Origin of the sequence: Veillonella faecalis (assembly GCF_024677885.1) — a bacterium.
In the GTDB taxonomy this organism is placed as follows: Bacteria; Bacillota; Negativicutes; order Veillonellales; family Veillonellaceae; genus Veillonella; species Veillonella nakazawae.
The window spans coordinates 444,775-470,777 of the sequence record NZ_JALBWL010000001.1; the positions used below are offsets into that span (position 1 = coordinate 444,775).

The window sequence follows — 26,003 nt, forward strand, 5'->3', positions numbered from 1 at the left end:
CTTTTGCTTTTACGAAGAATATACAAATTTTATGCAGGAATTTTTGAGACCATGGCGAATATCTTATAATATACAAAGTTGTATGAGGAGATAACTGTCATGAATCATGATGAATTATATAAAGCCTTATGTAAGGTGCCAAGTGGTAAAGAAAAATCCCGTGATAAAATAATTATAGAATTATATATGCGATCTGAAGGGGCATCTCAAAAACAATTAGTAGATGCTCTTAATATGCGTCCTGCTACAGTATCAGAGCAGACGGATATACTTATTGAATTAGGGTATGTTACAAAGCACATCGATTATATGGATAAACGAATTTCCGTAGTAGGGCTCACTGAAGAGGGGAAACGATTAGGTAAGTCATTATTACATTCATATGACCAATTTCTGAATGTACTATTTTCTGATTTTTCTGATGATGAAAAAGATGATTTATACCGCTTGTTAGGTAAGTTAAAGCGCCCAATCTTAAGTAAATAATTAGTTTCTCAAAATTATATAGAAAATACTTGCGAACAGTACGTGATTTATGATAATATATTTCTGTTAATTTGAGACAGTCCGCTGCCTATAAGGTGTAGGTATTGAATGTCTGCAAACAGGAGGAAACAATGAACATTATTAACGTACTTGAACAAGAACAACTTCGTACAGACATCCCTACTTTCCGCGCTGGTGACACAGTTCGCGTACACGTAAAAGTAGTGGAAGGTTCTCGTGAACGTATCCAAGTATTCGAAGGTTTGGTAATTAAACGTCAAAACGGTGGCGTACGTGAAACTTTCACAGTTCGTCGTATTGCATCCGGTGTAGGTGTAGAACGTACATTCCCACTTCACAGCCCACGCTTAGCTAAAATCGAAGTTATGCGCCGTGGTGTTGTTCGTCGTGCTAAATTGTACTACTTACGTAACCTTACTGGTAAAGCTGCTCGTATTCGCGAAAAACGCTAATGTTCATAAAAGGCTGCCGTTGGCAGCCTTTTATTTTTGCTAAAATTTAGATATGAAAGGAAATACTATGGCAGATTCACCTATCGTACATTGGTTCCCTGGGCATATGGCGAAAGCCACACGTATGATTACGGAGTATATAAAAAAGGTAGATGTAGTTATTGAGTTACTAGATGCGCGTATTCCTCGCTCTAGTGCGAACCCTGTAATCACTGAACTCGTTGGTCAGAAACCTCATATCGTATTGTTAAATAAAGTAGATTTAGCAGATCCTAAAGCCACAAAGGAATGGACCGAATTCTTTACTAAACAAGGTATCACAGTATTGGCTATCGATTCTAAGTCTGGCAAGGGGAATAAGAAGTTAATATCTACTGTAGAGCGTTTGAGCAAGCCTATCATCGATCGTTGGGTCGCAAAAGGCATTCGTAGCCGGTCTGTGCGTACTATTATTTTAGGTATTCCTAATGTGGGTAAATCTACATTGATTAACTCCTTAGCTGGCTCTGCAGCAACGCGTACAGCTAACAAAGCAGGTCATACCCGTGGTCAACAATGGGTTAAAATTGGTAAGAACCTTGAATTGCTCGACACACCAGGTGTTTTATGGCCTAAATTAGAGGACCAACGCGCAGCGGCTCGCCTTGCTATGACGGGTGCTGTTTCTGATGATGTGTACGACTTAGAGCATGTAATGAAACAGCTATTAAATCATTTATTGACGAATACGCCAAATATTTTGGTAGAACGTTATAAATTAAAAGAAGAAGAGATGACAGATGTGGATACGATTCTTGAAAGCATCGGTCGTCGTCGTGGTTGTCTTGTAAGTGGTGGCGTAGTAGACTTTGATAAAGCACGCCGCATCATCTTGCAAGACTATCGCAACACTAAACTTGGTACCATTACATTAGACCAAGTGGATGAAGAACCATACTATCCTGAAGATGGAGAGGAAACACAAAATGGATAAGGATGTTTTTTCTAAATTAAAGGTTGCAGACATTAAGGCAATCTTTGAAACTGAACAAGCCTTAGAGATTTTGCCTTTAGCCCAAGAGGACAATCGTAGTTCTGTACAAAAATTGGCTGCTTCTTATATTAAGCGCCAAGAAAAAGAGCTGAAAGAACAACAACGGCTCATGAGCATGTATGACTATGAAGGTATGTTCTACGATCAAGGTATGTATCATGTAGCTGGTGTCGATGAGGTAGGTCGTGGCCCTATCGCAGGGCCTGTAACGGTAGCTGCCGTTATATTGCCGCCTATGACATTAATTCCTGGTTTAAATGACTCTAAAAAGCTAACCGAAGAAAAGCGTGAAGCCCTCTACGATATCATCATGAAAGAAGCCGTAGCAGTAAGCTGTATTTCTTACGGTCCAGAAAAGATTGATGAGCTCAATATCTACGAAGCAACACGTCAAGCTATGTATGAGGCGATTCGGACGCTCAGCGTACCCGCTGAAGCAGTAGTAGCCGATGCTATGAAATTGCCTGATTTGACGATTCCTGTGGAGTCCATAATTAAGGGCGATAGTAAAAGCGCTAATATTGCGGCTGCATCCATCATTGCTAAGGTTACGCGAGATCGATATATGAAGAGCCTTGATGACGAATACCCTGGTTATGGATTTGGTATTCATAAAGGCTATTATACGGAGTTACATAAAGAAGCTGTTGAACAACAAGGTGTAACACCACTACATCGCAAGAGCTTTGAACCTATTAAATCTATCGTTCGTTGGGTTAAACCTAAGTGATTATTAATAAACTTATTTTATGATTCGACTATTAAGTTAACTTCTATATTTGTATTAATTGTATTAGTTGTATCATTATAAATCGCATATAGTTCATAACCGTAAAGAGGTTCCTATTGGTCACCGATGTGACTATTAGGAACCTCTTTTGTATTTACTTTTATAGTCTCCATACTCTACGCTACAAGTAAGTGTTACCTGTTGAAAGTTTAGATGTAGATTGAGTGATAACTATTCTATAAGTTATTGTAGTTACTACACGATATAGGAGGTATATATGAAAACGATTAGTACGGGTAAAGCATTTAATGAACTCGATTCCAAGGAACTTGGAAAATGGGGTGAACGAGTGGCCATTAAATATATTGAAAAAATAGGCCTTACTGTCGTAGATACAAATTATCGAACTAGATTAGGTGAAATCGATATTATTGCTAAACGTGATTTAGTGTATCACTTTATTGAAATTAAAGCCCGTCGAGGAATGCAGCATGGATTAGCTCGAGAAGCGGTGACAAAGAAGAAGCAAAAGCATATTAAACGGGCAGCCATGTTATTTTTGTATGATCTACATCAGAAAAGACGGCGCTGGAAAGAGTTATCCTTTGATGTAATCGAAGTGTACTTGCATGAAGACTTTCAAAGTTCCATTCATTATTTGCCGCAGTGCTTTTAGAGAGGTTACCTATGTATGCAAAACTATATGGAGCCACCTTACATGGCATAGATGGATGCATTATTACAGTAGAGGTCGATATATCGCAAGGTTTACCTGTATTTGATATCGTAGGTCTACCTAATCAGTCCGTAAAGGAAGCTCGGGAACGAGTGAGGGCGGCTATCAAAAATAGTGGCTATGACTTCCCTATGAGGCGTATCGTAGTCAATCTAGCACCTGCTACAATTCGTAAAAGTAGTGCAGGACTCGATTTAGCGATTGCTTTAGGGGTTCTCATTGCATCGGGACAGATAAAGGGGCGTAAAGCGAAAATTTTAGCTTTATTGAGTAGATGTCTATTTATGGGCGAGCTAGCCTTAGATGGTTCACTGCTACCGACCTTTGGCACCTTGGCGATGTCCTTGACAGGGTTAGAAGCTGATTACAACACTATATATACAAGCGTAGAAAATGGATATAATTTGAAAGCTATTCCAAATCTTACTATATATGGCGAGTCTTCATTACAAAATATTATTACCGTCTTAGAAGACCAGGTTAAATCTAAATCTATTCCAACTTCTAAAAAGGTAAAAATAGGAAAAAATCAAGATGAGATATTAACAGATACGATGAATAATAAAAACCATAATACTACGTATGATGTAGATTTTGGCGATGTACAAGGTCAAGAGCTTGGTAAACGCGCCATGCTCATTAGCGCTGCAGGACATCATCATTGTATTATGATAGGTCCTCCCGGTGGTGGTAAAACGATGATGGCTGAACGATTACCGACCATATTGCCTCCTATGACTTGGAGTGAGATGGTTGAGGTAAGTCGCATCCAAGATGTGATCGGTTTACTCGGTGATAAGGGACTCGTTAAAACTAGGCCTTTTAGGCATCCACATCATACGGCCACTTTAGCGAGTATGGTAGGCGGAGGTATACAAGGCCGTCCTGGGGAGGTCACACTTGCTCACCGTGGTGTTTTATTTATGGATGAAGCACCAGAGTTTCAGCGCCAAGTTATTGATGCGTTAAGGCAGCCCTTAGAGTCTCGCACAATTACTATCAATAGGTCTCAAGGTAATTATATGTATCCTGCCAATTTTATTTGTATATTGGCCGCAAATCCTTGTCCCTGTGGTTATTATCATGACCCACATAGGGAATGCATATGTTCTGAAACGATGGTTAAAAACTATCAGCAACGGTTGTCAGGACCTATTATGGACCGCATAGATTTACATATTCCCGTTGAAAGACCTACACTAGAACAATTATTAGATAATTCGACGTCTACTATGACAAGTGAAAGCATGAGGCAACAAGTTATGTTGGCAACTGCTTTGCAACAGAAACGTTATGAAAACTTAGAATTTAATTCTAATGGAGCCGTTCCTCACAAGGCCATAGGTGAGCTATGTAATATTACTGATAAGGCATGGAGTGTATTGGGCAATATATTTGATCACTTTCATTTAAGTGGGCGTGCCTTTGATCGCATATTAAAGGTGGCTCGTACTATAGCGGACCTTGAGGGAAATCCACAAGTGGAGCCTCATCACATTTCCGAGGCTATGTTGTTTAGAACAGGTAAATAGGTGTAAAGATGACTAGATACGATGATACTATTTATATTGCTGGCTTGCAAAGTTTATATAATGTGGGAGCCACACATGTACGGCGTTTCATAGAGGATTTTGGGTCGCCCTATGATGCTTGGGATGCCGTTAAGAAGGTTGAAAATTTAAAGCCTTATACACATATTCCTAACGCTGATAAACGTGCTATAGCATCATCGGCTAAGGATGAAAAGTTAGATTATATAATTCAGAAATTAGACGAATATCAGATGGATGTTACTACCTTTCTAGATAAGGATTTTCCATCTATGTTAAACCAAATCTATAACCCACCAGCTATATTATTTATGCGAGGTAATCGAGCTTTATTAGATAAAAGACTAAACCGTATTGCTATTGTAGGGGCTCGACGGTGTTCATTATATGGGCGGAATGTGGCGAGAATGTTAGGGAAAGAATTGGGTAAATACAGTACTATAATTGTGAGTGGTGGTGCTCGTGGTATCGATTCGCATAGCCATGAAGGACTACTAGCAAGTCAGGGGTACGGCATTGTCGTTATGGGATGTGGATTAGATATTGTTTATCCTAGAGAAAATTCTAAATTATTTGATAGAGTACTGGCAAATAATGGGTTACTCCTATCTGAATATCCTCCAGGCACACCGCCATCGGCAAAGCATTTCCCTGCACGCAACCGTATTATTAGTGGCCTTAGTAGAGGTGTAATCGTAGTAGAGGCAAAAGGAAGTAGTGGTTCATTGATTACAGCGGATATGGCTGTTAGCGAAGGTCGAGATGTATTTGTAGTGCCTTGTAATTTATTAGACCATACAGCAGATGGCAATAAATTCCTCATGCGTAATGGAGCCTTTGTATTAACTGGTTATGAGGACATCGTCAAGGAATATCATTTAACATTGCGAGATATGTTTAGTGCTAAAGAAAAACTTTCACCACCAAATAAAAGAGATACAATGGGCGTAAAAGATAGTAATGAAATGGTGAATCATGGTCAGGGTGTTGATACACAAGGGCTCTCTATGTTAAGCTTTAATGTGGATAGGAGTCTAATCTTGAGCGAAATACCTCATGATCGTTGTATCACAGTTAGTGATATTTTGAAAGCGACCTCTATTCCATTACAACAACTGCAGCCCTTATTACTAGAGTTAGAAATGGAAGGGGCTATAGAACATCAACCGCCGAGAGGCTATATTAATATGACTAGGAGTGATATACTTGTCCATTAAACGATCAATCGTTATTGGCGAGCCAAAAGTAGCTAGTACTAGTAAAGATACTAAAAAGAAAAGTACTAAGAAAGAGAGTACTACGATAAAGCGCAAGGTTGCTAAAGAAGCCCTTACTCCCATGGGGATTGTACGGGATAAATCTGTATTACAAACGTCCGTGCCACCAGAGCAACGGGAACCTCGCGTTTATAATCCTGATGGCAAAGTATTGGTTATCGTAGAGTCTCCTGCTAAATCTAAAACAATTGAAAAATTCTTAGGCCCTAACTATGTTGTAAAGGCGAGTATGGGCCACTTACGAGATTTGCCAAAGTCTCAAATGGGCATCGATATCGAACATGATTTTACGCCCCGTTATAGCAATTTGGTAACTCGTAAAAAGGTTATTGATGAACTTGTTTCCTACGCCGATGAAAGTAGCGCCGTATTGCTCGCAACTGACCCTGACCGCGAAGGGGAAGCTATTTCTTGGCATTTAGCGTACATTTTAAATGTAGATCCAACGTCTACATGTCGTATTACGTTCAATGAGATTACTAAAAATGCGGTAGCAGAGGCCTTAGAGTCTCCACGTACTATCGATATGAACATGGTTGATGCCCAACAAGCACGCCGTGTATTAGACCGTATCGTAGGCTATAAATTGAGTCCTTTGTTATGGAAAAAGGTTTGTAAAGGCCTCAGTGCAGGTCGTGTACAATCTGTTGCAGTTCGACTTATCTGTGAAAGAGAGCGAGAAATTCAAGCTTTCGTGCCACAAGAATATTGGACTATTGAAGGCAATTTTGAAACGCCTAAAAAAGAGGCTTTCACAGCAGAATTGACTCATATTAAAGGTGAAAAAATCGATATTACTACTGAAAAAGATGCACAAGCCGTAGTGGATGCTATAGGCGGAGCCGATGCAGTAGTAACGAATGTGGAAAAACGTAAGCGCTCTCGTAAGGCCGCACCTCCCTTTACGACGTCTACGTTGCAACAGGATGGTGTTCGTAAGTTGAACTTTGGTGCAAAGCGTACCATGATGATTGCTCAACATCTTTACGAAGGTCTTGAAATCGGTTCCTATGGTCACGTAGGTTTGATTACGTACATGCGTACAGACTCTACGCGTATCTCTAAAGAGATGCAGGTCATGGCTAAGGATTATATTATTCATAACTATGGTGAAGATTATTATCCTTCTAAACCTAATATGTATGGTGCAAAAGGTTCTGCTCAAGATGCCCATGAAGCAATTCGCCCTACATCTTTAGAGTTAACACCTAAAATGGTAGAGCCCTTCTTGAGTCGTGATGAGCTTAAATTATATACATTGATTTGGAATCGTTTTATGGCGAGCCAAATGGCACCACAACAAAACGAATCTACAACTATTGAATTGACCGTTCATGATGATTACACATTTAAAGCGACAGGCTCTCGCGTAATCTTCCCAGGTTTTAGTGCTGTTTATGAAGATGCGAAAAAAGAAGATGCTCCTCAATTGCCAGCTCTTAAAAAGAATGATGCTGCTCATACAGTAGAGGTATTGCCTGAACAACACTTCACACAACCACCTCCACGTTATTCAGAAGCAAGTCTCATCAAAACGTTAGAGGAGCTAGGAATTGGGCGTCCAAGTACATATGCTCCAATTCTTGATACAATCGTAAGCCGTAACTATGTAGAGAATACGAATAAACAATTCGTTCCAACTGAGCTAGGCTTTGTAGTAGTAGACTTCTTGATAGCGTACTTTGAAAAAATCATCAATACTGGCTTTACACGAGACCTTGAAGAAGAGCTTGACGCTATTGCATCCGGTAAGGATACATATCTAAAGGTATTGTCTGATTTCTATGAAGTATTCGCTAAAGAGCTAGAAGATGCGAGCGATGTAGATCGCATTGAAATTGCATCTATGGAAAGTGATGAAACGTGCGAACTCTGTCATAGCCCTATGGTATATAAATTTGGTCGCTATGGTAAATTCCTTGCATGTTCTAATTTCCCAGAATGTAAAAATACTAAACCTATTACGGTAGGGACTGGTGTAACTTGCCCTAAATGTAAGGAAGGGGAAATCGTAGAGCGTAAGTCTCGCCGTGGTCGTCTATTCTACGGCTGTAATCGATATCCACAATGTGACTTTACATTATGGGATAAACCAACCCATGATTTCTGTGAAACATGTGGTTCTATTATGGTTGAAAAGACATATAAAAATGGTACAACTAAAAAGTTCTGTTCCAATGAAACATGTCCAACTAGACCACCAAAGAAAACAAGAAAGAAAAAAAGCGAAGCTAGTGAAGAAACTGTAAAAGAATCTAAAGAATCTAAAAAGTCTAGCAAAGCTAAAAAAGAGGAAACAACTGTTGAATAATAAAAATGTTATTGTTATTGGTGCGGGCCTAGCAGGTTCTGAGGCGGCTTGGCAACTCGCTAATTGTGGCATTCATGTAGACTTATATGAAATGCGCCCCGTGAAGAGTTCTCCTGCGCATCAAACAGATCAATTTGCAGAGCTCGTATGTAGTAACTCCTTGCGAGCTGGCAATATTGAAAATGCGGTAGGTCTTTTAAAAGAAGAAATGCGTCGTTTAGGTTCCCTGATTATGGAATGTGCTGATGCGACTGCTGTACCTGCCGGTGGTGCCTTGGCCGTTGATCGTCATTTGTTTAGTGAAATGGTGACTGAGAAGGTAAAGGGACATCCTAATATTACAGTTCACAATGAAGAGGTAACTGACATACCTGCTGAAGGCACTGTTATCTTCGCTTCTGGTCCACTTACGTCTGAAGCATTAGGAGATAAGATTAAAGCCTTAACAGGTGAAACAGGCTTTTATTTCTACGATGCAGCAGCTCCTATTGTTACGGCAGAATCTTTAAATTACGACAAAGTATTTGCCGCATCTCGCTACGACAAGGGCGATGCAGATTACCTTAACTGTCCTATGACAGAAGAGGAATATAAAGAATTCTGGCATGAACTCACTACAGCTGAAGCTGTGCAACCAAAGGATTTTGAAAAGGAAATCTATTTTGAAGGTTGCATGCCTGTAGAAATCATGGCCAGCCGTGGGGAAGACACATTGCGTTATGGCCCACTTAAACCAGTTGGTTTAGTAGATAAACGGACTAATGAGGAATCTTATGCAGTAGTACAATTGCGTAAAGAGAATAAAGAAGGCACCATGTTTAACTTGGTAGGCTTCCAAACTCATTTAAAATGGGGCGAACAAAAGCGTGTATTTGGTATGATTCCAGGTCTAGAAAGTGCTGAATTCGTTCGTTATGGCGTTATGCATCGCAATACATATATTAACTCTCCTGAGTTGTTAAACCATGCATTCCAACTTCAAAAAGAACCACGTCTATTCTTCGCTGGTCAAATGACAGGCGTAGAAGGGTATTTAGAATCTGCTGCTAGTGGTCTTATGGTAGGTCTTCAAGTAGAACGTTATTTAGAGGAACGCTCATTTATTGATTTCCCTAAAACTACGGCAATCGGCTCCCTTAGCCACTATATTTCTAACTACGAAGGGTCTAACTTCCAACCGATGAATGTCAACTTTGGCATCATGGATCCATGGCCTCAAAAAGTACGTAAGAAAAAAGAGAAAAATGCACTCATTGCTAATCGAGCATTAGAAGAACTGGATGCATTAAAAGGTAAAGAAAATTTATAAGATAAGTTATTTACGTATTGATTTAGCTTGTTAGGTCAATCGTAAATTATGACTTACATAAAAAATCCTTCATTCACATACCTAGGAATGAAGGATTTTTTATTATTTACTGTTTTATTTACGTTTTTTAGTTTTAACTGTAGGCTCTGTAGCAACAATTAATTTTTGATTTTTCTTTTCTAGATAGCCTAGATAGATAAATACACAGATACCAATGATGATGACAATCAAGCTAGTCATTTGAGCAGATTTTAAGCCTAATGTTAAGTTTACATAGTCACCGCGCAAAAATTCAAGGAAGAATCTAGCCGTAGAATAGAGAATCGCATAAAGCACGAATACTTGACCTTTAGCATGTTTAAAGGAGCTAAATAATAGGAGGGCTACAAAGATAAGAATGTCGATTTGACCTTCCCAGATTTCGGCTGGCCATAATGGTTGATTGCCGTAGGTGCGATGTGCTAACGTGCTTTCAGGGTAGAGAATACCAAAATTACCGCCCGTAGGATGACCAAAGGCATCGCCATTTAAGAGATTTGCCATACGGCCTACAGATTGTGCCAAAATCAATGCTGGTGCGAATAAATCGGCAAAAGCCCAAAAGTCGATATTATTTTTACGTAAGTACCAATAGCCTGCAATGGTGCCAAGAACGACACCGCCTTGAATGGCCATGCCACCTTGCCATACAAAGGGGATTTCTAGTAAATGATTGCCATAGTACTGCCAATCAAAGAAGAATACATCCCATAATCTGGCACCAATGAGGCCCGCTACGGCAACAGTAATGGAAAAGTCGATGATATGTTCATGCCAACCACGACCATCTTTTTTTAATAAAACATAGGCAACCGAGGCACCACAGATGATAGCTAATGCTAACATGGCACCATAAGCCCTGATAGGAAAGTCACCTATAAAAAATAGATATTGATGCATATAAAACTCCTTATGTAATAACTTGTATTGTATAAGGTAAATTATAAATTACATGTACCCTTCATGCAACAACTGAGATGAATTCTATATAATATGGTATAATATAGAGATTAAAATTGTATCCCCTTATGGGGCTAGAGTTAGGAGAGTTCATGATTCGTAAATCTACTATTTTAAAATCCTTAACAGCTTTAGTAATGTCCGCATTATCTACGACTGCAGTACAAGCTGAGGTGTTGGTTCCCATTGACCAATTCTTAGCAAACACAACGCGTCATTACGAGGCAAATCAATATAAAACATCCTATACGGTGTATGTACCTCAAACAGAGTTACAAGGAAATGCTATTGTTTTAAATCCTGCTGCCGTTGGTGAACCTGTAAAATTGCCAACTACAAGTAAAAATGGCATTACCTATGTCGATATTGAGTCTGATCCAGCTATGCTCGGTGTGAGCTATACAAAGGTCAATGGTCAATTAACATTAGGTCCTGCACCGCAAGCCTCTACAGTAAAAGCTCCTTATACAATGCAAACACCATTGTCTTGGGCCTTTGATCCATGGCCAACACAGGGGACTCCATATCAAGCAAAACTGAATTCCAGTGGTGATAATATCATTTCTCCAAGTTGGTTCAAATTGCATAGCCTTGGCCTTGAAGCAAGTCCTAATGTAAGTATTGATTATGTTAACGATTATAAAAGTAAAGGTTACCACGTATGGCCTCTGATTACGAATCGATTTGATCCTGGCTTTACAAGTGGTATCTTAGCAGATCAATCTGTATGGAAAAAATATGCTCATAACCTTGTGCAATATGCCTATATTTACGGATTTGATGGTTATAACTTTGACTTTGAAAATATTGATTATGCCGACCGTGATCGTTTAACAGCGTTTGTAGCATATTTATCTAATCATTTACATCAATACAATATTAAAACATCCATTGATGTAACTGGTTATTCTGATAGCCCAGAATGGTCCTTAGTATATAACCGCAGTGCCTTTGCTAATTCCGTAGACTATGTAGTTCTCATGGCGTATGACGAAACATGGGCTAAAAGTACAACAGCAGGTCCTGTAGCAAGTTATCCATGGGTTCGCAACCATACAGAAAAAATGCTTTCTGAAGTACCATCCCAAAAACTAGTACTAGGTGTACCATTCTATATGCGCTTATGGCATGATACTAATGGCTATGCAAAAGGCGAAACTTTGGCTATGAAAAACACAGGTAGCTATTTTGCAAATTACAAGGATAAAATGACATGGGATGATAGATTAAAATTATATTATTTATCTATCCCAACTGGGTCTGGTTCCGATCGTATTTGGTTTGAAGATAATACGTCCTTAGGTTTGAAACTAGACCTTGTAAAAGAATTACAGCTCGGTGGTTTTGCTGCATGGCGCAAAGGCTTTGAAGACGAATCTACTATTGCTATGATTCAAAGCAAAGACTTAGGCCGCGGTATTCCTAAATCTCCTACAGCGGTTGTTCCTGAACCAGTAGTAGAAGAAACTAAACCATTAACTAAGGTTGAACAATATAAATTACGCCTAGAGGAAAAAGAAAAGGCCAAAGCTGCTAAAGCGGAAGCAAAACGTAAGGCAAAAGAAGAAAAAGAATTAGCTAAACGCAAAGCTAAAGAAGAAGCGGAGCAAGCTAAAGCCGAGAAAAAACGTCAAGCAGAGGAAGCTAAGGCAGAGAAAAACGCTTATCAAAATCTGTACAAGTAGTAAAACGCTAGAGTTTGACTGCTTTCATAGTAAGTAGTAAAATAAAAATATTGATTATAAAACGGCAACTAATGAGGTTGACTATATGAGGAGGCCCCTACATGAATGAAAAATATGTAGCCCAAGATATTGAGAAAAAGTGGCAAAAGTATTGGGATGATAACCATACATTTAAAACAGAATATGATGAATCCAAAGAAAAATACTATGTATTAGAAATGTTCCCGTACCCATCTGGTAACTTACACATGGGTCACGTGCGTAACTATTCCATCGGTGACGTAGTAGCTCGTTTCAAAAAAATGAAGGGCTTTAACGTATTACATCCAATGGGCTGGGACTCCTTTGGTATGCCTGCTGAAAATGCGGCTATCAAACATGGTATTGCACCTAAAACATGGACACTAGACAACATCGAGAACATGAAATTGCAACAAAAAGCGCTTGGCTTGTCCTATGATTGGGACCGTGAAGTTGCAACATGTAAAGAAGATTATTACAAATGGACCCAATGGTTCTTCCAACAATTTTATAAAAAAGGCTTAGCATACAAAAAAGAAGCTAAAGTAAACTGGTGTGAAACGTGCCATACTGTATTGGCGAACGAACAAGTTATCGACGGTGCTTGCTGGCGTTGTGATAACCCAGTTGAGAAAAAAGATTTGTCTCAATGGTTCTTGCGTATTACAGAATATGCTGATCGCTTGTTAACTGATTTAGACACTCTTGATCACTGGCCACAACGCGTTAAATTGATGCAAAAGAACTGGATTGGTCGCTCTGAAGGTACAGAGTTCTCCTTCGAAGTTCCATCCATTAATGAACGCGTATCTGTGTATACTACACGGGTTGATACTATTTATGGCGTAAGCTATGTAGTATTGGCTCCTGAACATCCATATGTGGAACGTCTTATTGAAAATGCTCCTAATAAAGCTGAATTGGAAGCTTTCATTACGCGTATGCGCAATATGAGCGATATCGATCGTACATCTACAGATGCACCTAAAGAAGGTATGTTCACTGGTTCCTATGCAGTAAACCCAATGTCTGGCGAACAAGTTCCTGTGTGGATTGCTAACTATGTATTGGTAGACTATGGTACTGGTGCCGTAATGGGTTCCCCTGCACATGATGAACGTGACTGGGAATTTGCTCACAAATATGATTTGCCAATTAAACAAGTTGTAGCTCGTGAAGGCGAAGAATACAGCCTTGATAAATGGCAAGAATGGTACCATGAAGATGGTATCCTCGTTAACTCTGGTGAATATAATGGCCAAACATCTGAAGAGGCTCGTAAAACTATCACAGCTGCTCTTAACGAACGCGGCATTGGTGAAGGTAAGGTAAACTTCCGTCTTCGTGACTGGTTGATTTCTCGTCAACGTTACTGGGGCGTGCCAATTCCTGTAGTATATTGTGAAAAATGCGGTGAACAACTCGTTCCTGAAGAAGAGTTGCCAGTACGCTTGCCAGAGGATGTTAAATTTGAGTCTGGTGCCGTATCTCCATTGGCTACATCTGAAAGCTTCCTAAATACTACATGTCCTAAGTGTGGTGGTCCTGCACGTCGTGAAACAGACACAATGGACACATTTATCGATTCCTCTTGGTACTTCTTGCGCTATACAGACACTAAAAATGACCAAGCTCCATTCGATAAAAAAATCGCTAACTACTGGATGAACGTTGACCAATATATCGGTGGTATTGAACATGCTATCTTGCACTTGTTGTACTCCCGATTCTTTGTGAAAGTTATTCACGATTTAGGCCTTATCGAAGCTAACGAACCATTCCGTGGTTTGTTGACACAAGGTATGGTTCTTAAAGAAGGCAGCAAGATGTCTAAATCCAAAGGTAATGTAGTTTCTCCTGAAGAAATTATCAATACTTATGGCGCAGACACTGCTCGTTTGTTCATTCTCTTTGCGGCTCCTGTAGATCGTGACCTCGATTGGTCTGACCAAGGTGTTGAAGGTTCTTACCGTTTCTTAGGCCGTGTATGGCGTATCGTTGATGCATACAACGAAGAAGGTAAGAAAAAAGTAACTGGTGAACTTACAAAAGACGAATTCGCTTTACGTCGTGAATTGCACCGCGTTATCAAAAAGGTAACAGAAGACCTTGATAACAACTTCAACTTCAATACAGCCATTTCTGCCATCATGGAACTTGTAAATGCTATGTACGCTCATAAGGATAAAGCTGAAACAATCAATAGCGCTTTGGCTAATGAATTGACTCATTCCTTATTACTTCTTTTAGCACCATTCGTTCCTCATATGACAGAAGAGTTGTGGCATGAATTGGGTGAAACTACATCCATCCACACTGAAAACTGGCCTGTATACGAAGAGGCTGCTCTTGTTGTAGATGAAGTAGAAGTAGTATTACAAGTAAATGGTAAAGTTCGCGATAAACTTACTGTTTCCGTAAATATTACGAAAGAAGAATTAGAAACAATGGCTAAAGAATCTAGCCGTGTTCAAGAGTTTACAGAAGGTAAAAATATCGTAAAAGTTATTTATGTACCAGGTAAACTTGTAAATATCGTTGTTAAATAACGATATTCTATTCGTTTAATACTGTAAGTCCCCAACTACATAGGTAGAAGGGGGCTTATTTTTAAGTGAGGTAATTATGGCAAAACGTAGCGATTATATTTCTTGGGATGAATACTTCATGGGCGTTGCCATTTTGGCAGCACAACGTTCTAAAGATCCTAATACACAAGTAGGTGCCTGCATCGTAAGCAATGACAATAAAATTTTATCCATTGGTTACAATGGTATGCCTTTAAATTGTAGTGATGATGATTTCACGTGGGAACGCGATACAGCAGATGATAATAAATACTTTTATACTGTACATAGCGAACTCAATGCCATACTGAATTATCGGGGTGGTTCTTTAGAAGGTTCTAAAATATATGTAACACTATTCCCTTGTAATGAATGTGCTAAAGCCATCATTCAAAGTGGTATTAAGGCTGTTATCTACCGAGATGATCTTTACAAAGATACAAAAGAGGTTAAGGCATCTAAACGAATGCTAAAAACAGCAGGTGTAGAAATTATCGAATATAAACCTACGGGACGGACTTTACATATTACCGTATGATAAAGTATAAAACAATAATATTACAAGAAAAGCTCTTATCTATTAATAATGGATAAGAGCTTTTACTATATTTTGTACTATGTTAGATTGTATACCTAAATTATACTTGTAAACGACCGTCAATCATAATATCAACAGCTTGACCATCACGAGTATATCCCTTAATATTCATGCGTTCATGACCAATCATAAAGTCCACATGTGTTAAGGAGTGGTTAAGGCCGCGTTCCTTTAATTCTTCTTCAGATAAACCATCGCTGTTTTTAAGGCATGTAGGATAGGATGCGCCAATTGCTAAATGACAGGACGCATTTTCATCAAATAATGTTTCATAGAAGATTTGGTTAGATTGGCTAATTGGGCTGAAGTGATCCACTAATGCTACTTCGCCAAGGTAGTGGGATCCTTCATCAGTTTCTACTAATTCTTTAAGAACTTCATAACCTTCTCTGGCTGTATATTCAACGATTTTACCTTCTTTGAACGTGAAGGAGAAATCTGAAATCGTATTGCCATGGTAAATTAATGGTTTTGTGCTATGCACAACGCCATTTACACCATTATATTGAGGGGCAGAGAAAACTTCCTCTGTAGGAATATTAGCATTGAAAATAGTACCATCTTTAGAGGATTCTTCACCACCTAGCCAGATATGGTCTTCTGGCAATTCTAATAAAAGGTCGGTGCCGTTTTCACAAGTGTAACGCAATGATTTTAAGTCTAATTTATTCAATGCTTCACAGCGATGACGCAATTTTGCCATATGATGACGATATGTATCTTTCGGTTCGATACCTTCAATGCGACAAAGTTTTAATAATGTTTCCCACAATTGATTGATTTTTTCTTCATCACTACCTTCATAGCCCAGTAAATCTGCCCATAGAACGGTCGGTACAGATGCAACGCACCATGTAACAGAAGAGTTCATGATAGCTGTGTGATAGAAGGATAATGCTTTGTTTAAGTTACGAGATTGTAAGGAAATACGATCTGTTGGGATACCTTCCAATGCTTTAGGATTAGCACTGATTAAAGATAAAAATGCTGCCTTATCATCGATATACTGTTTGTAGAATTCAGGAATCCAGTTAGCAGGTTTTTCTAAAACAGACTCGTTAGCATGTAATAAGCGTTGACGAGCGATAGGAGAACATCTCCAGTTAAGAACAACCTCTTTTGCGCCTAGCTCATAGGCTTCTTCAGTAACGATTACTGCAAAATCTTTATTTTCTACATCAACAGAAATAACTAATGTTTGGTCTTGTTGTAAATTTACGCCGTACTTTAGTAATGTATGGGCGTATTTTTTTAATGTTTCTTGATTCATAAATTCTCCTTTTATTCGACATCAATTGTTAAACTCCTGCTTGTGTGACTAATAGAGTCATGGGTAGGAGTTATATTTTTCATAGGGAAATCCTTCAGTAGGAGGTGCACTATGAAATATAAATTGAAGCCGTATATGATAATTATATTAATCCTATGTATTTTAGTAGGAATTTATTTCCTATGGCCTATTATAACAGATGAAAGCGATTCTGTCCGTGCTGAAGGGGGAGTAGATGGAAATTCTTCTATATCAAATGTATCAGAAATATCTAATAAACCGATTGCTTATATTACGGGTGCCGTAGTTTCACCTGGTCTATATGAGCTTGAAAGCTCAGCAACAGTAGGAGATGTTATCAAGCTAGCAGGAGGACTATTACCGTATGCAGATGTAGAGTCTATTAATATGGCTAAATCTGTGACTGGAGGAGATCATATCCACGTAGTTTTTAACTTTCACGGAAATCCTGAAGCGTTATTGCGTGGTAATAAGATAAATATTAATACCGCCACTGCTAAAGAACTAGATGCGTTGCCCGGCATTGGTCCTACTATGGCAAAGAGAATTGAAGAGTATCGTTCACAAAAAGGCCCCTTTACATCTGTTGAAAGTATCAAGGGGGTGAAGGGAATTGGTGACGGCGTATTTAAGAAAATTAAAGATAAAATTACAATTTAGTCATCAAGATAGCAACAATAATGGGCTCTTCCATGATGTAAATGATATTAATGGGAACAGTAAGGTTTTAACCCATAGCCAATGGGCACATATTATATTGAGTTCTATAATTATGGGTACAATATTAGGCTATGGTCAGTATTATCCAGTACTTAATCAGATGCGATACATCTTTGCTATTGGGTTAGCTATTATAGTTGTAGGTATTTTTAAAGCATTTCAATCGTCTAATAGATGGTATTCACTTACTAAGTTAATCGGTTTAGTCCTTGTTTTAGTTGGTTTATCTTATTATCAAACAGATTTACGGATTATACATTTCAATAGTTATACATCATATTATTTACAGCAAGAAGGCGAATATCTTTGTACGGTTGTAACTGCGCCTGAAAGGATAAGTTTGAACGGACAGGAGTATTACAAATATACTATTGAAGTCCATGGCTTACACCCCTATAAAAATACTGCAAAAAATGACTATATTAAAGCACAGGGGCGTTTACAAGTTTACTCAAAGGAATCTGCTACGAACTATCCAATACGACTAGGAGAATATGCAATTATTGAAGGTACACCAAAGCCCTTATTTCTCATTGAAGAGGAAGGTCGTATTAATCTTAGAGGCCGTTATATGAGCTCTAATACTCGAGGACGTATCTATGATGGTATATACCGAGTGGCTAGTAATAAAGACTTACAAGCATTTTGCTATAAAGAAACCTTTTCTGAAAAACTATATAGGAAACTCTTATTTATTTGTGGTTCAATACAAGCGTCTATAGATAAAACTATTGCTCATCATTTAGAGGGGCCACAACAAGTATTGGCTCAAGCGTTAGCCTTAGGTGGACATTATAGTGAGCTAGGAGAAGATACAATGAAGGATTTTTCCTATACAGGACTTATCCATATTCTATCTATATCAGGTTCGCATATTGCTCTCTTATTAGCACTGGTATATGGACTTGGACGACTTATTAAATTAAAAAAACGAACCAGTTTGATTATGGGGATTTTACTGGCTATCATGTATTGTGGTGTCGTTGGTGGCGATGCACCTGTTCTACGTGCTACGATGATGAGTATACTCATGTGCATAGCCTATGTAAAAGGGCGACTATATCAAGCTAAGCAGGCGCTATGTATATGCGCTATTCTATGTCTAGTATATGATCCTTTTTCTGTATTTGATGTAAGTTTTCAGCTATCGTTTGGTGCGACCTATGGATTGCTCATATGGGGAACGGTATTATATGATCGTATTCAATGGCTACCAAAATGGATTAAAACACCCCTTGTATTATGTGTGTCGGCACAGTTACTTATTTTGCCACTACAGCTGTATTACTTTCACTATATCAGTATTGCTAGTTTGTTAGCAGCTTGTATAGTAGCACCTATATTAGATGTATCCATCATTTTAATCTTTATAAGTACTGTTATTAGCTATGTTATGCCTATACCGTTTCTATGGTCTTTGATAGATACATTATTACGTATATCGTTATATTTAAATCATGTATTAGGTCGTAGTGGCAGTTTACTTTGGCTAGGGATGATGCATCCTTATTGTGCTTATATATATTATGTGATATTAGGTTTATTTACGTACTTTTTGACGCATAGAAAAAGATATACTGTACATATAGTAATATCATTATCTTTAATGATTTTGACCTTTGGTGCTTCCTATTATGTTACGCATCACCATAAGGAAATATTAGTTCATTATATTCCAATGAAGCAATGCAATGTATTGCTTTGCATAGAACCTAATCATGAAGGGGCTCATCTATTAATTGATGCGCCAGACCATATTAAAACGACGCCTAATGAAAGGCTTATCAATCAAGCTATAAGGGCATATGGTGTGAATCCAAAAGTTGTAAAGATAGACTACTTTCATAGTAACGGATCTGCAAAAACAATATATAAAAATAGTATGAAAGAAATCGATGTATATAATGGACAAAGAGGAGAAAAAAATCTAAAATTAAAAGATAAGACTAATACATTATTTATTACGAGTCGATCTAGTTCAATGAATGAAATTGGCAGATTACTGCCGCATAATATAGTTCTATTTGGCAGTCCACATGGGGCTTTACGCGATGTGGATCCATCATCAGAATATATGTATATTATGGGGTACAGTTTTATTGAAGATATGTATCTGTGAAAGGAGGATGTATGGCTGAAATTAAACTCATCTATGGCGATGAGCCACAATTAATTGAAGAAGAAAAACGCAAGTTTCTTAGTGCCTATCCTGACCTTCCAGTGACCGTATTAGATGATGAAGCTGGGCCACAGAAGATAAGTGAAAAACTATGTGAAGATTCTCTCTTTGGCGATCAAAAGGTATTCTGTTTAGTTAACTTGCCTATTATTCGTAAAAGCGGTAAAAATAGTGATGCCTGGATTCCATTGTATGAACTCCTTATGGAATATAATGGGGATAATCCTATCCTTTTGATTTATCATGATATGATTGATAAACGAATCAAACAGAATAAAGAAATTTTAGATAAAATACCAAATCATCAATGTAAGCGTCTTGAAGGGGCTGACCTAGTGATGTGGATTCGTCAATATTGTACATCTAATGGATTTAAAATGACTCCTGATGCACAAGAATATGTGGCTCATCTCATCGATTTGTGGCAAGATGTACCGGTTTCATTTATGAAAACCGAATTTGATCGTTATTTTTTACAGATAACAGGCGATAAAGTCATTACGAAAGAATTCCTTGAAGAGAATGGTAGTGACTATGGTGCTAAAAATATTTTCACCTTTAAAGAGGCTTTGTTGAAACGAGATATTGATACATTGCTTGAATTATTTCCGTTTATGTTCGGCTATAAAGAATTAGATCGTGCTATGAGCTATATTGAGGGGCAGTTACGTTTGCAGCTACTGGTTAGCGAATGTCGCCAAGCGGGAATGTCTGTTCAAGCCATACAAAACTTATGTAAGGATCATGATTCGTCATTTAAACCATATCCGATTAAGTTGGCTTATGAAGCAAGTCCTAGAATTTCAGTTAAGGCCTTACGAGCTTTATTAAAAGGGCTCTATGAGATTATTTTAGATAGCCGTAGCAGTAAGGGCGATATTTGGCGATTTAGAGATTTATGTATTACCTATTGTGGGTATAAAGGATAAAAATGAAAGTACGTTATCGTGTTGTACCAAAACAGAATAAGAAATCATCCTTCTATGTAAACTGTCATAGCCAACATGTGACGATACAAGCTGCAGACTCTGCATTTTCTACGCTGCTGAGCCTACGTGACAGATTATCTGCATGGTATAAGGAGAAGAATATATCTTTTGATGATATTCCAACAAATACTGATACAGCATGCTGTTTTGCTTGGAAGGTAGATACTGAAACTGGGGAAGGGTTGGATACCTATTATTATGGTGGAGGCTGTGGTGCTGGTGAATGGATTGAAGCGGCAGAAGCGCAACGTGAGGCTGAAGAGGCTAAAAATCAAGCCCCTAGAGGCAAGTCCTTTGCAGGATATGATCAACAAGATGAATATGATGATGTTGACGAAGATGATTTTGCCCCGTTTGTAGAGGCTGTTGAGCTGGGCTACTTTAATAATAGTCCTGTCGTTGTATCTCGTTCTAATCAAACGGCTGCCGCATCTAGCAATAGTGATACTGTCGCAGCTGTGAGCAGTACACCTAAAGCAAGTAAAGGTTTTGCACATAAAAGTACTACAAAATCTACTTCTAAAGGTAGTGAAGGGGATAGTAAATATCCTCGTCGTGCCCCGAAGGATGCTCCTACTGATGAAGGCATGATTTTAGGGCCTAAAATTGAGGGAGTGACCTCTAAAATTATGGGCACTTTGGATACGCCTAGTGTTATTTTTGAAGGTGTATTTGTTGGTCTAGATAAACGTGATACTAAGACTGGTAAAAGTATCGTTAACGGTAGCATCGTAGACGATACGAATAGCATCAAATTTATCAAGTTTACGAACAGCCCTGAAGAAGGGGATGCGCTACTTAAACAATTAAAAGGTTTACAACGTGTACGCGTACATGGTAGCGTCAGCTTTGATGATCGATTTGATAAGGATTATATCTTATCTATTCGAAGCATTGAAGCTATGGAAACTAATAGCGTGGAGCGCACTGAAAACCGTCCAGACTCCCGTGTAGAGCTGCACTTGCATACTAAGATGAGTGATAAGGATGCCCTTGTATCTGTTAAAGACCTATTTAAAACAGTAAAAAAATGGGGTCATCCTGCGGTAGCTATTACAGATCACGGCGTTGTACAAGCCTTTCCAGAAGCCCAAGCTCTTGGTAAAGAGTTGGGCGTTAAGGTTATCTATGGTGTAGAAGGTTATCTCATTGATGATGAAATTGTTGCTCGTGATGAAGAGCCTGTAGTAGATAAGAAGAAGAAAAAAGAAAAAGATAAACGTTACCATATTATCTTATTAGCTAAAAATATGGTAGGTTTGCGCAATCTGTACAAGATGATATCTATTTCTCACCTTGAACACTATAAGGTACGTCCTCGTTTGCCTCGTTCTGTTATTGAAGAACATCGTGAAGGCATTATTATCGGTTCTGCTTGTGAAGCTGGTGAACTTATGCAATCCATTGTTCGCGGCGCTACAAAGGAAGAACTATTAGAGATTGCATCTTTCTATGACTATCTTGAAATTCAGCCACATACAAATAATATGTTCTTGGTTCGTAAAGGACTTATGCCAGATGAGCAAGCCCTTATCGATATGAACAAAACGGTTATTGAATTAGGGGATGCATTAAATAAGCCTGTTTGTGCAACGTGTGACGTTCACTATTTAACACCAGAAGAAAAGATTTACCGTGAAATCATGTTGACTGCCTGTGGTTATCCAGATGCAGATGAACAACCAGATTTACATTTACGTACCACCGATGAAATGTTGGCATCCTTCCCTTACTTAAGTGAAGAAAAGGCCTATGAAGTAGTTGTTACTAATACTCGTGCAATTAATGATAGCATTGAAGATATTAAACCAGTTCCAGATGGCACATATTCACCAAAGATCGAAGGTGCTGATGAAGCTTTCACAGAAATGTGTTATAGAAATGCGAAGGCTATTTATGGTGATCCATTGCCTCGCGTAGTACAAGAACGTTTAGACTATGAATTGGATTGTATTATCTCCAATGGTTATGGTGTATTGTATTACATTGCACATAAACTGGTAAAAAAATCTCTTGATGATGGGTATCTCGTAGGTTCACGTGGTTCTGTAGGTTCTTCTTTTGCAGCTACCATGTCTGAGATTACAGAGGTAAATCCATTACCGCCACATTATGTTTGCCCTAATTGTAAACATTCTGAATTCTTTGAAACGGGCGAATACGCAGGTGGCTTTGACTTGCCTCGTAAGGACTGTCCTGAGTGTGGTCATGCGCTGCAAACTAATGGCCATGATATTCCGTTTGCCATCTTCCTTGGTTTCGAAGGTGATAAGGTTCCAGATATTGACCTAAACTTCTCTGGTGACTACCAAGCAAAGGCACACAAGTATACAGAAGAACTATTTGGACGTGACAATGTATTTAAAGCGGGTACAATCGGTACTATTGCGGACAAAACAGCATTTGGTTATGTTAAAAAATACGCCGAAGTTCGAGATATACAAGCTCGTAGTGGTTTCTTTGAACATTTAGCAAAAGGCTTTACCAATGTTAAGAATACTACTGGCCAACATCCTGGAGGTATCATGGTATGTCCTCGCGATATGGATGTGCATCACTTTACACCTATACAACATCCAGCGAATAAGAAGGAAAGTGGTGTATTAACAACACACTTTGACTATCACTCCATCGAAGGCCGTATGACTAAGCTCGATATTCTGGGCCATGATGATCCGACAATTATTCGTATGCTAGAGGATTTGACAGGTATAGATGCTAAGACAATCCCATTTGATGATCCAAAGACATTGAGCTTATTCTCTTCTACAGAGGGTATTGGTTTAACACCTGAGCAATTACAAGGTGACCAAGTTGCTAGTTTGGCCGTTCCAGAATGTGGTACGAAGTTCGTACGGGGCATGCTGGAAGACTCTCGTCCTCAAACATTCTCTGACTTAGTTCGTATCTCTGGTTTCTCTCATGGTACAAACGTATGGCTCGACAATGCGCAAGACCTCATTAAAAATGGTACTTGTAAATTGAACGAAGCCATTTCTACCCGTGACGACGTAATGAACTTCTTAATCCATCGCGGTATGGATAGAAAGCATAGCTTCTTCGTAATGGAAAACGTACGTAAAGGGAAAGGGATTGAAAAACGGAATAAACAAGGTCAAGCGACGACTGAGTTTGAAGCAGAAATGCGGGAAAACAATATTCCTGAATGGTTTATTGAATCTTGTAAGAAGATTTCCTATCTATTCCCACGGGCCCATGCGGTAGCCTATGTTATGATGGCGTTCCGTATAGCCTGGTTTAAAGTGTACCATCCATTGGCATTCTATGCTGCCTACTTCTCCATTCGTGCCAAGGCCTTTGACTTGCGCATCATGACAGGAGACCTTAAAACGCAAATGACTGAGTTCAATCGTATTAAGGCTCTTGATCGTAGTGCCAGTCCTAAAGATAAGGATCTTATGAGTGCCTTAGAAGTATCTATGGAAATGTACCAACGGGGCTATCGTTTTGTTAATGTAGATATTCAACACTCCGAAGCTAGACGCTTTAGCATTAAAGATGGTGCTTTATTGCCGCCATTCTTGGCTATTGACTCTTTAGGTGAAACAGTAGCAGATGCTATCGTAGCTGAACGAGAAGAACGTCCGTTTACATCTTTAAAAGACTTGCAACGTCGTTGTAAAGTATCTAACACCATCATTGATCTTATGAAAGAACTTAAATGCTGTGGTGAATTACCAGAAGACGAACAAATGTCACTCTTTGGGGCATAATAAAACACAAGATAAAACTTAAATACAAAATAAGCACTATATCCAAAATTGGATATAGTGCTTATTTTTCTATATTTTGCTAAAATACAATTAATAATATTACCCATTATAACTATACTACGAGGAGAAAATGATTTTTCTTTTTTTAACATTAATGGCTGTTATTACAGTAGTAATTCTAGCTAAATCAAAAGAAATATATTTTGTATCGGCTTCTTTTAAAAGAAGTAAATCTTTTTTATTTATACAAATCTTCCAAGTTTTAGTAATTTATTTAGGTTTAATTTTTGCTGATTATAGTAATAAAATATTTGCTATAGTTCTATTCTTAGTATCTATATCCGAAATGCTTAAATTGGTTTATTTGAAGAAGATTGTAAATAAAGAGATTAATACTAAAACCAATATGCCTTATAAATTAACTGATGTTATTAGTAGATTAAACATCTATAGTCGAATTATCTTTATTATTGTACTCAATACTTTTGTTAATTTTCTTGTATTTAAGTAAATTTCTCTGATAAAGGGAGTGTTAGGAAATGATAAATAAGCATGAAAATCAATCTGTGGAAATAGAATTTTGGGACATTGAGCCCGAGGATGTACCTGAGTTAGAAGAATCAGATATTCCAGGTGTATACTTTAATGAATTTAGGGAATATGTTGATGAAGAGGGGAATGTGCTATCCCCATCAGAGGTAGATGCAATACGGTATAAAGACGATTACGAGGACGATTATTATAGATAGAAATTATTAGAGTGTCATATTTATATTGTTTTTATTTTGTAACGAGTTGGTTGATTATGAGAGTTCCAATATATGAAGCTGTAGCTCACTATAAAAGGAATAATGAGTTACCATATACAGAGTATTTTTGCCTAGGCTTTTTTTCTAAATTATCATTAGCAGAAATGGCATTAACTGAGTCAAAAAATTTGATAGGTTTTTCTGATTTGGCTGATGATTCATTTTCGATAACAACTCATTATTTAAATGATTGTGCGCATATAGGTGATGATGTTAGTTATAAAATCATAAACAACAAAATTTATGGTGTTTGGTATGATTATGATATAGATGATTATTATACATGTTCAGGATACATAGGTTTATTTAGTACTTTAAAATATGCAGAGAAAGCAATAGAGTGGTATAAAACCTGGGATATATTTAAAGTACATGGCATAGAGTGTCTAGGAATAGCTCCTGTCACTCTTAATTTAAGGGGATGGACTGAAGGTTTTATAACAGTATATGATTAAATTAAGAAAAAAAGAGGTGTCATCATTTGATGACACCTCTTTTTGAAAGTT

General features: G+C 38.1%; 21 protein-coding genes. 19 read left to right on the forward strand and 2 right to left on the reverse strand.

Annotated elements, in window-relative coordinates; translation table 11 throughout:
• Window positions 1-99 precede the first annotated feature (99 nt).
• From MOQ65_RS02050 to trmFO, 9 genes are all read left to right on the forward strand, one after another.
• Complete coding sequence (locus MOQ65_RS02050) at window positions 100-486, forward strand: MarR family winged helix-turn-helix transcriptional regulator (RefSeq protein ID WP_227720430.1); 387 nt, start codon at window positions 100-102, stop codon at window positions 484-486.
• A gap of 131 nt (window positions 487-617) precedes the next feature.
• Window positions 618-959, forward strand: a complete 342-nt coding sequence (gene rplS / locus MOQ65_RS02055; RefSeq protein ID WP_005377523.1) for a 50S ribosomal protein L19 — start codon at window positions 618-620, stop codon at window positions 957-959.
• Window positions 960-1,026: 67 nt separating this feature from the next.
• On the forward strand, window positions 1,027-1,932 hold the full coding sequence (ylqF, locus tag MOQ65_RS02060) for a ribosome biogenesis GTPase YlqF (protein WP_257846499.1): 906 nt from the start codon (window positions 1,027-1,029) through the stop codon (window positions 1,930-1,932).
• Window positions 1,925-2,722: a ribonuclease HII gene (gene rnhB, locus MOQ65_RS02065; protein ID WP_257846500.1), complete on the forward strand. Its 798-nt coding sequence runs from the start codon at window positions 1,925-1,927 to the stop codon at window positions 2,720-2,722. Before ylqF ends, rnhB begins: the two co-directional genes overlap by 8 nt.
• A gap of 277 nt (window positions 2,723-2,999) precedes the next feature.
• Window positions 3,000-3,398, forward strand: a complete 399-nt coding sequence (locus tag MOQ65_RS02070) for a YraN family protein (RefSeq protein ID WP_060924313.1) — start codon at window positions 3,000-3,002, stop codon at window positions 3,396-3,398.
• An 11-nt stretch (window positions 3,399-3,409) separates the two neighbouring features.
• Entirely contained in the window at window positions 3,410-4,990 is a 1,581-nt protein-coding gene (locus MOQ65_RS02075) for a YifB family Mg chelatase-like AAA ATPase (protein ID WP_257846501.1), read from the forward strand.
• 8 nt (window positions 4,991-4,998) lie between these two features.
• On the forward strand, window positions 4,999-6,225 hold the full coding sequence (dprA, locus tag MOQ65_RS02080) for a DNA-processing protein DprA (RefSeq protein WP_257846502.1): 1,227 nt from the start codon (window positions 4,999-5,001) through the stop codon (window positions 6,223-6,225).
• Window positions 6,215-8,596 carry a type I DNA topoisomerase gene (gene topA, locus MOQ65_RS02085; RefSeq protein ID WP_257846503.1) on the forward strand — a complete coding sequence of 794 codons (2,382 nt, stop codon included), beginning with the start codon at window positions 6,215-6,217 and terminating at the stop codon, window positions 8,594-8,596. The genes dprA and topA overlap by 11 nt, the downstream gene beginning before the upstream one ends.
• Window positions 8,589-9,905 (forward strand): methylenetetrahydrofolate--tRNA-(uracil(54)-C(5))-methyltransferase (FADH(2)-oxidizing) TrmFO, encoded by a 1,317-nt coding sequence (trmFO, locus tag MOQ65_RS02090; protein WP_257846504.1) that lies wholly within the window; start codon window positions 8,589-8,591, stop codon window positions 9,903-9,905. The genes topA and trmFO overlap by 8 nt, the downstream gene beginning before the upstream one ends.
• Before the next feature lie 114 nt (window positions 9,906-10,019).
• On the opposite strand, the gene lgt is transcribed toward trmFO, so the two are convergent.
• Window positions 10,020-10,844 (reverse strand): prolipoprotein diacylglyceryl transferase, encoded by an 825-nt coding sequence (gene lgt / locus MOQ65_RS02095; RefSeq protein WP_178884927.1) that lies wholly within the window; start codon window positions 10,842-10,844, stop codon window positions 10,020-10,022.
• A gap of 152 nt (window positions 10,845-10,996) precedes the next feature.
• Here lgt and MOQ65_RS02100 point away from each other — a divergent pair, with 152 nt between their 5' ends.
• From MOQ65_RS02100 to MOQ65_RS02110, 3 genes are all read left to right on the forward strand, one after another.
• Window positions 10,997-12,589, forward strand: a complete 1,593-nt coding sequence (locus MOQ65_RS02100; RefSeq protein WP_257846505.1) for a glycosyl hydrolase family 18 protein — start codon at window positions 10,997-10,999, stop codon at window positions 12,587-12,589.
• 101 nt (window positions 12,590-12,690) lie between these two features.
• Window positions 12,691-15,159, forward strand: a complete 2,469-nt coding sequence (gene leuS, locus MOQ65_RS02105; RefSeq protein WP_257846506.1) for a leucine--tRNA ligase — start codon at window positions 12,691-12,693, stop codon at window positions 15,157-15,159.
• Window positions 15,160-15,235: 76 nt separating this feature from the next.
• Window positions 15,236-15,715 (forward strand): deoxycytidylate deaminase, encoded by a 480-nt coding sequence (locus tag MOQ65_RS02110; protein WP_009352594.1) that lies wholly within the window; start codon window positions 15,236-15,238, stop codon window positions 15,713-15,715.
• 100 nt (window positions 15,716-15,815) lie between these two features.
• Here the strand turns inward: MOQ65_RS02110 and MOQ65_RS02115 are convergent, their stop codons facing one another.
• On the reverse strand, window positions 15,816-17,045 hold the full coding sequence (locus tag MOQ65_RS02115; RefSeq protein WP_257846507.1) for an aminopeptidase: 1,230 nt from the start codon (window positions 17,043-17,045) through the stop codon (window positions 15,816-15,818).
• A 111-nt stretch (window positions 17,046-17,156) separates the two neighbouring features.
• Here MOQ65_RS02115 and MOQ65_RS02120 point away from each other — a divergent pair, with 111 nt between their 5' ends.
• The 7 genes from MOQ65_RS02120 to MOQ65_RS02150 all read left to right on the forward strand — a co-directional run bounded on the left by MOQ65_RS02120 (window position 17,157) and on the right by MOQ65_RS02150 (window position 25,952).
• Complete coding sequence (locus tag MOQ65_RS02120; protein WP_257846508.1) at window positions 17,157-17,726, forward strand: ComEA family DNA-binding protein; 570 nt, start codon at window positions 17,157-17,159, stop codon at window positions 17,724-17,726.
• Entirely contained in the window at window positions 17,683-19,905 is a 2,223-nt protein-coding gene (locus MOQ65_RS02125) for a ComEC/Rec2 family competence protein (protein ID WP_257846705.1), read from the forward strand. Before MOQ65_RS02120 ends, MOQ65_RS02125 begins: the two co-directional genes overlap by 44 nt.
• Window positions 19,906-19,916: 11 nt before the next feature.
• On the forward strand, window positions 19,917-20,894 hold the full coding sequence (holA, locus tag MOQ65_RS02130; RefSeq protein ID WP_257846509.1) for a DNA polymerase III subunit delta: 978 nt from the start codon (window positions 19,917-19,919) through the stop codon (window positions 20,892-20,894).
• 2 nt (window positions 20,895-20,896) lie between these two features.
• The gene (locus MOQ65_RS02135) at window positions 20,897-24,688 is read left to right on the forward strand and encodes a PolC-type DNA polymerase III (RefSeq protein WP_257846510.1); all 3,792 of its coding nucleotides are present in this window, start codon (window positions 20,897-20,899) and stop codon (window positions 24,686-24,688) included.
• Between the two features lie 130 nt (window positions 24,689-24,818).
• Window positions 24,819-25,199 carry a hypothetical protein gene (locus MOQ65_RS02140; protein WP_257846511.1) on the forward strand — a complete coding sequence of 127 codons (381 nt, stop codon included), beginning with the start codon at window positions 24,819-24,821 and terminating at the stop codon, window positions 25,197-25,199.
• A gap of 28 nt (window positions 25,200-25,227) precedes the next feature.
• Window positions 25,228-25,437: a hypothetical protein gene (locus MOQ65_RS02145; protein WP_119209216.1), complete on the forward strand. Its 210-nt coding sequence runs from the start codon at window positions 25,228-25,230 to the stop codon at window positions 25,435-25,437.
• A 56-nt stretch (window positions 25,438-25,493) separates the two neighbouring features.
• Window positions 25,494-25,952 (forward strand): hypothetical protein, encoded by a 459-nt coding sequence (locus MOQ65_RS02150; RefSeq protein ID WP_227720488.1) that lies wholly within the window; start codon window positions 25,494-25,496, stop codon window positions 25,950-25,952.
• Window positions 25,953-26,003: the final 51 nt, after the last annotated feature.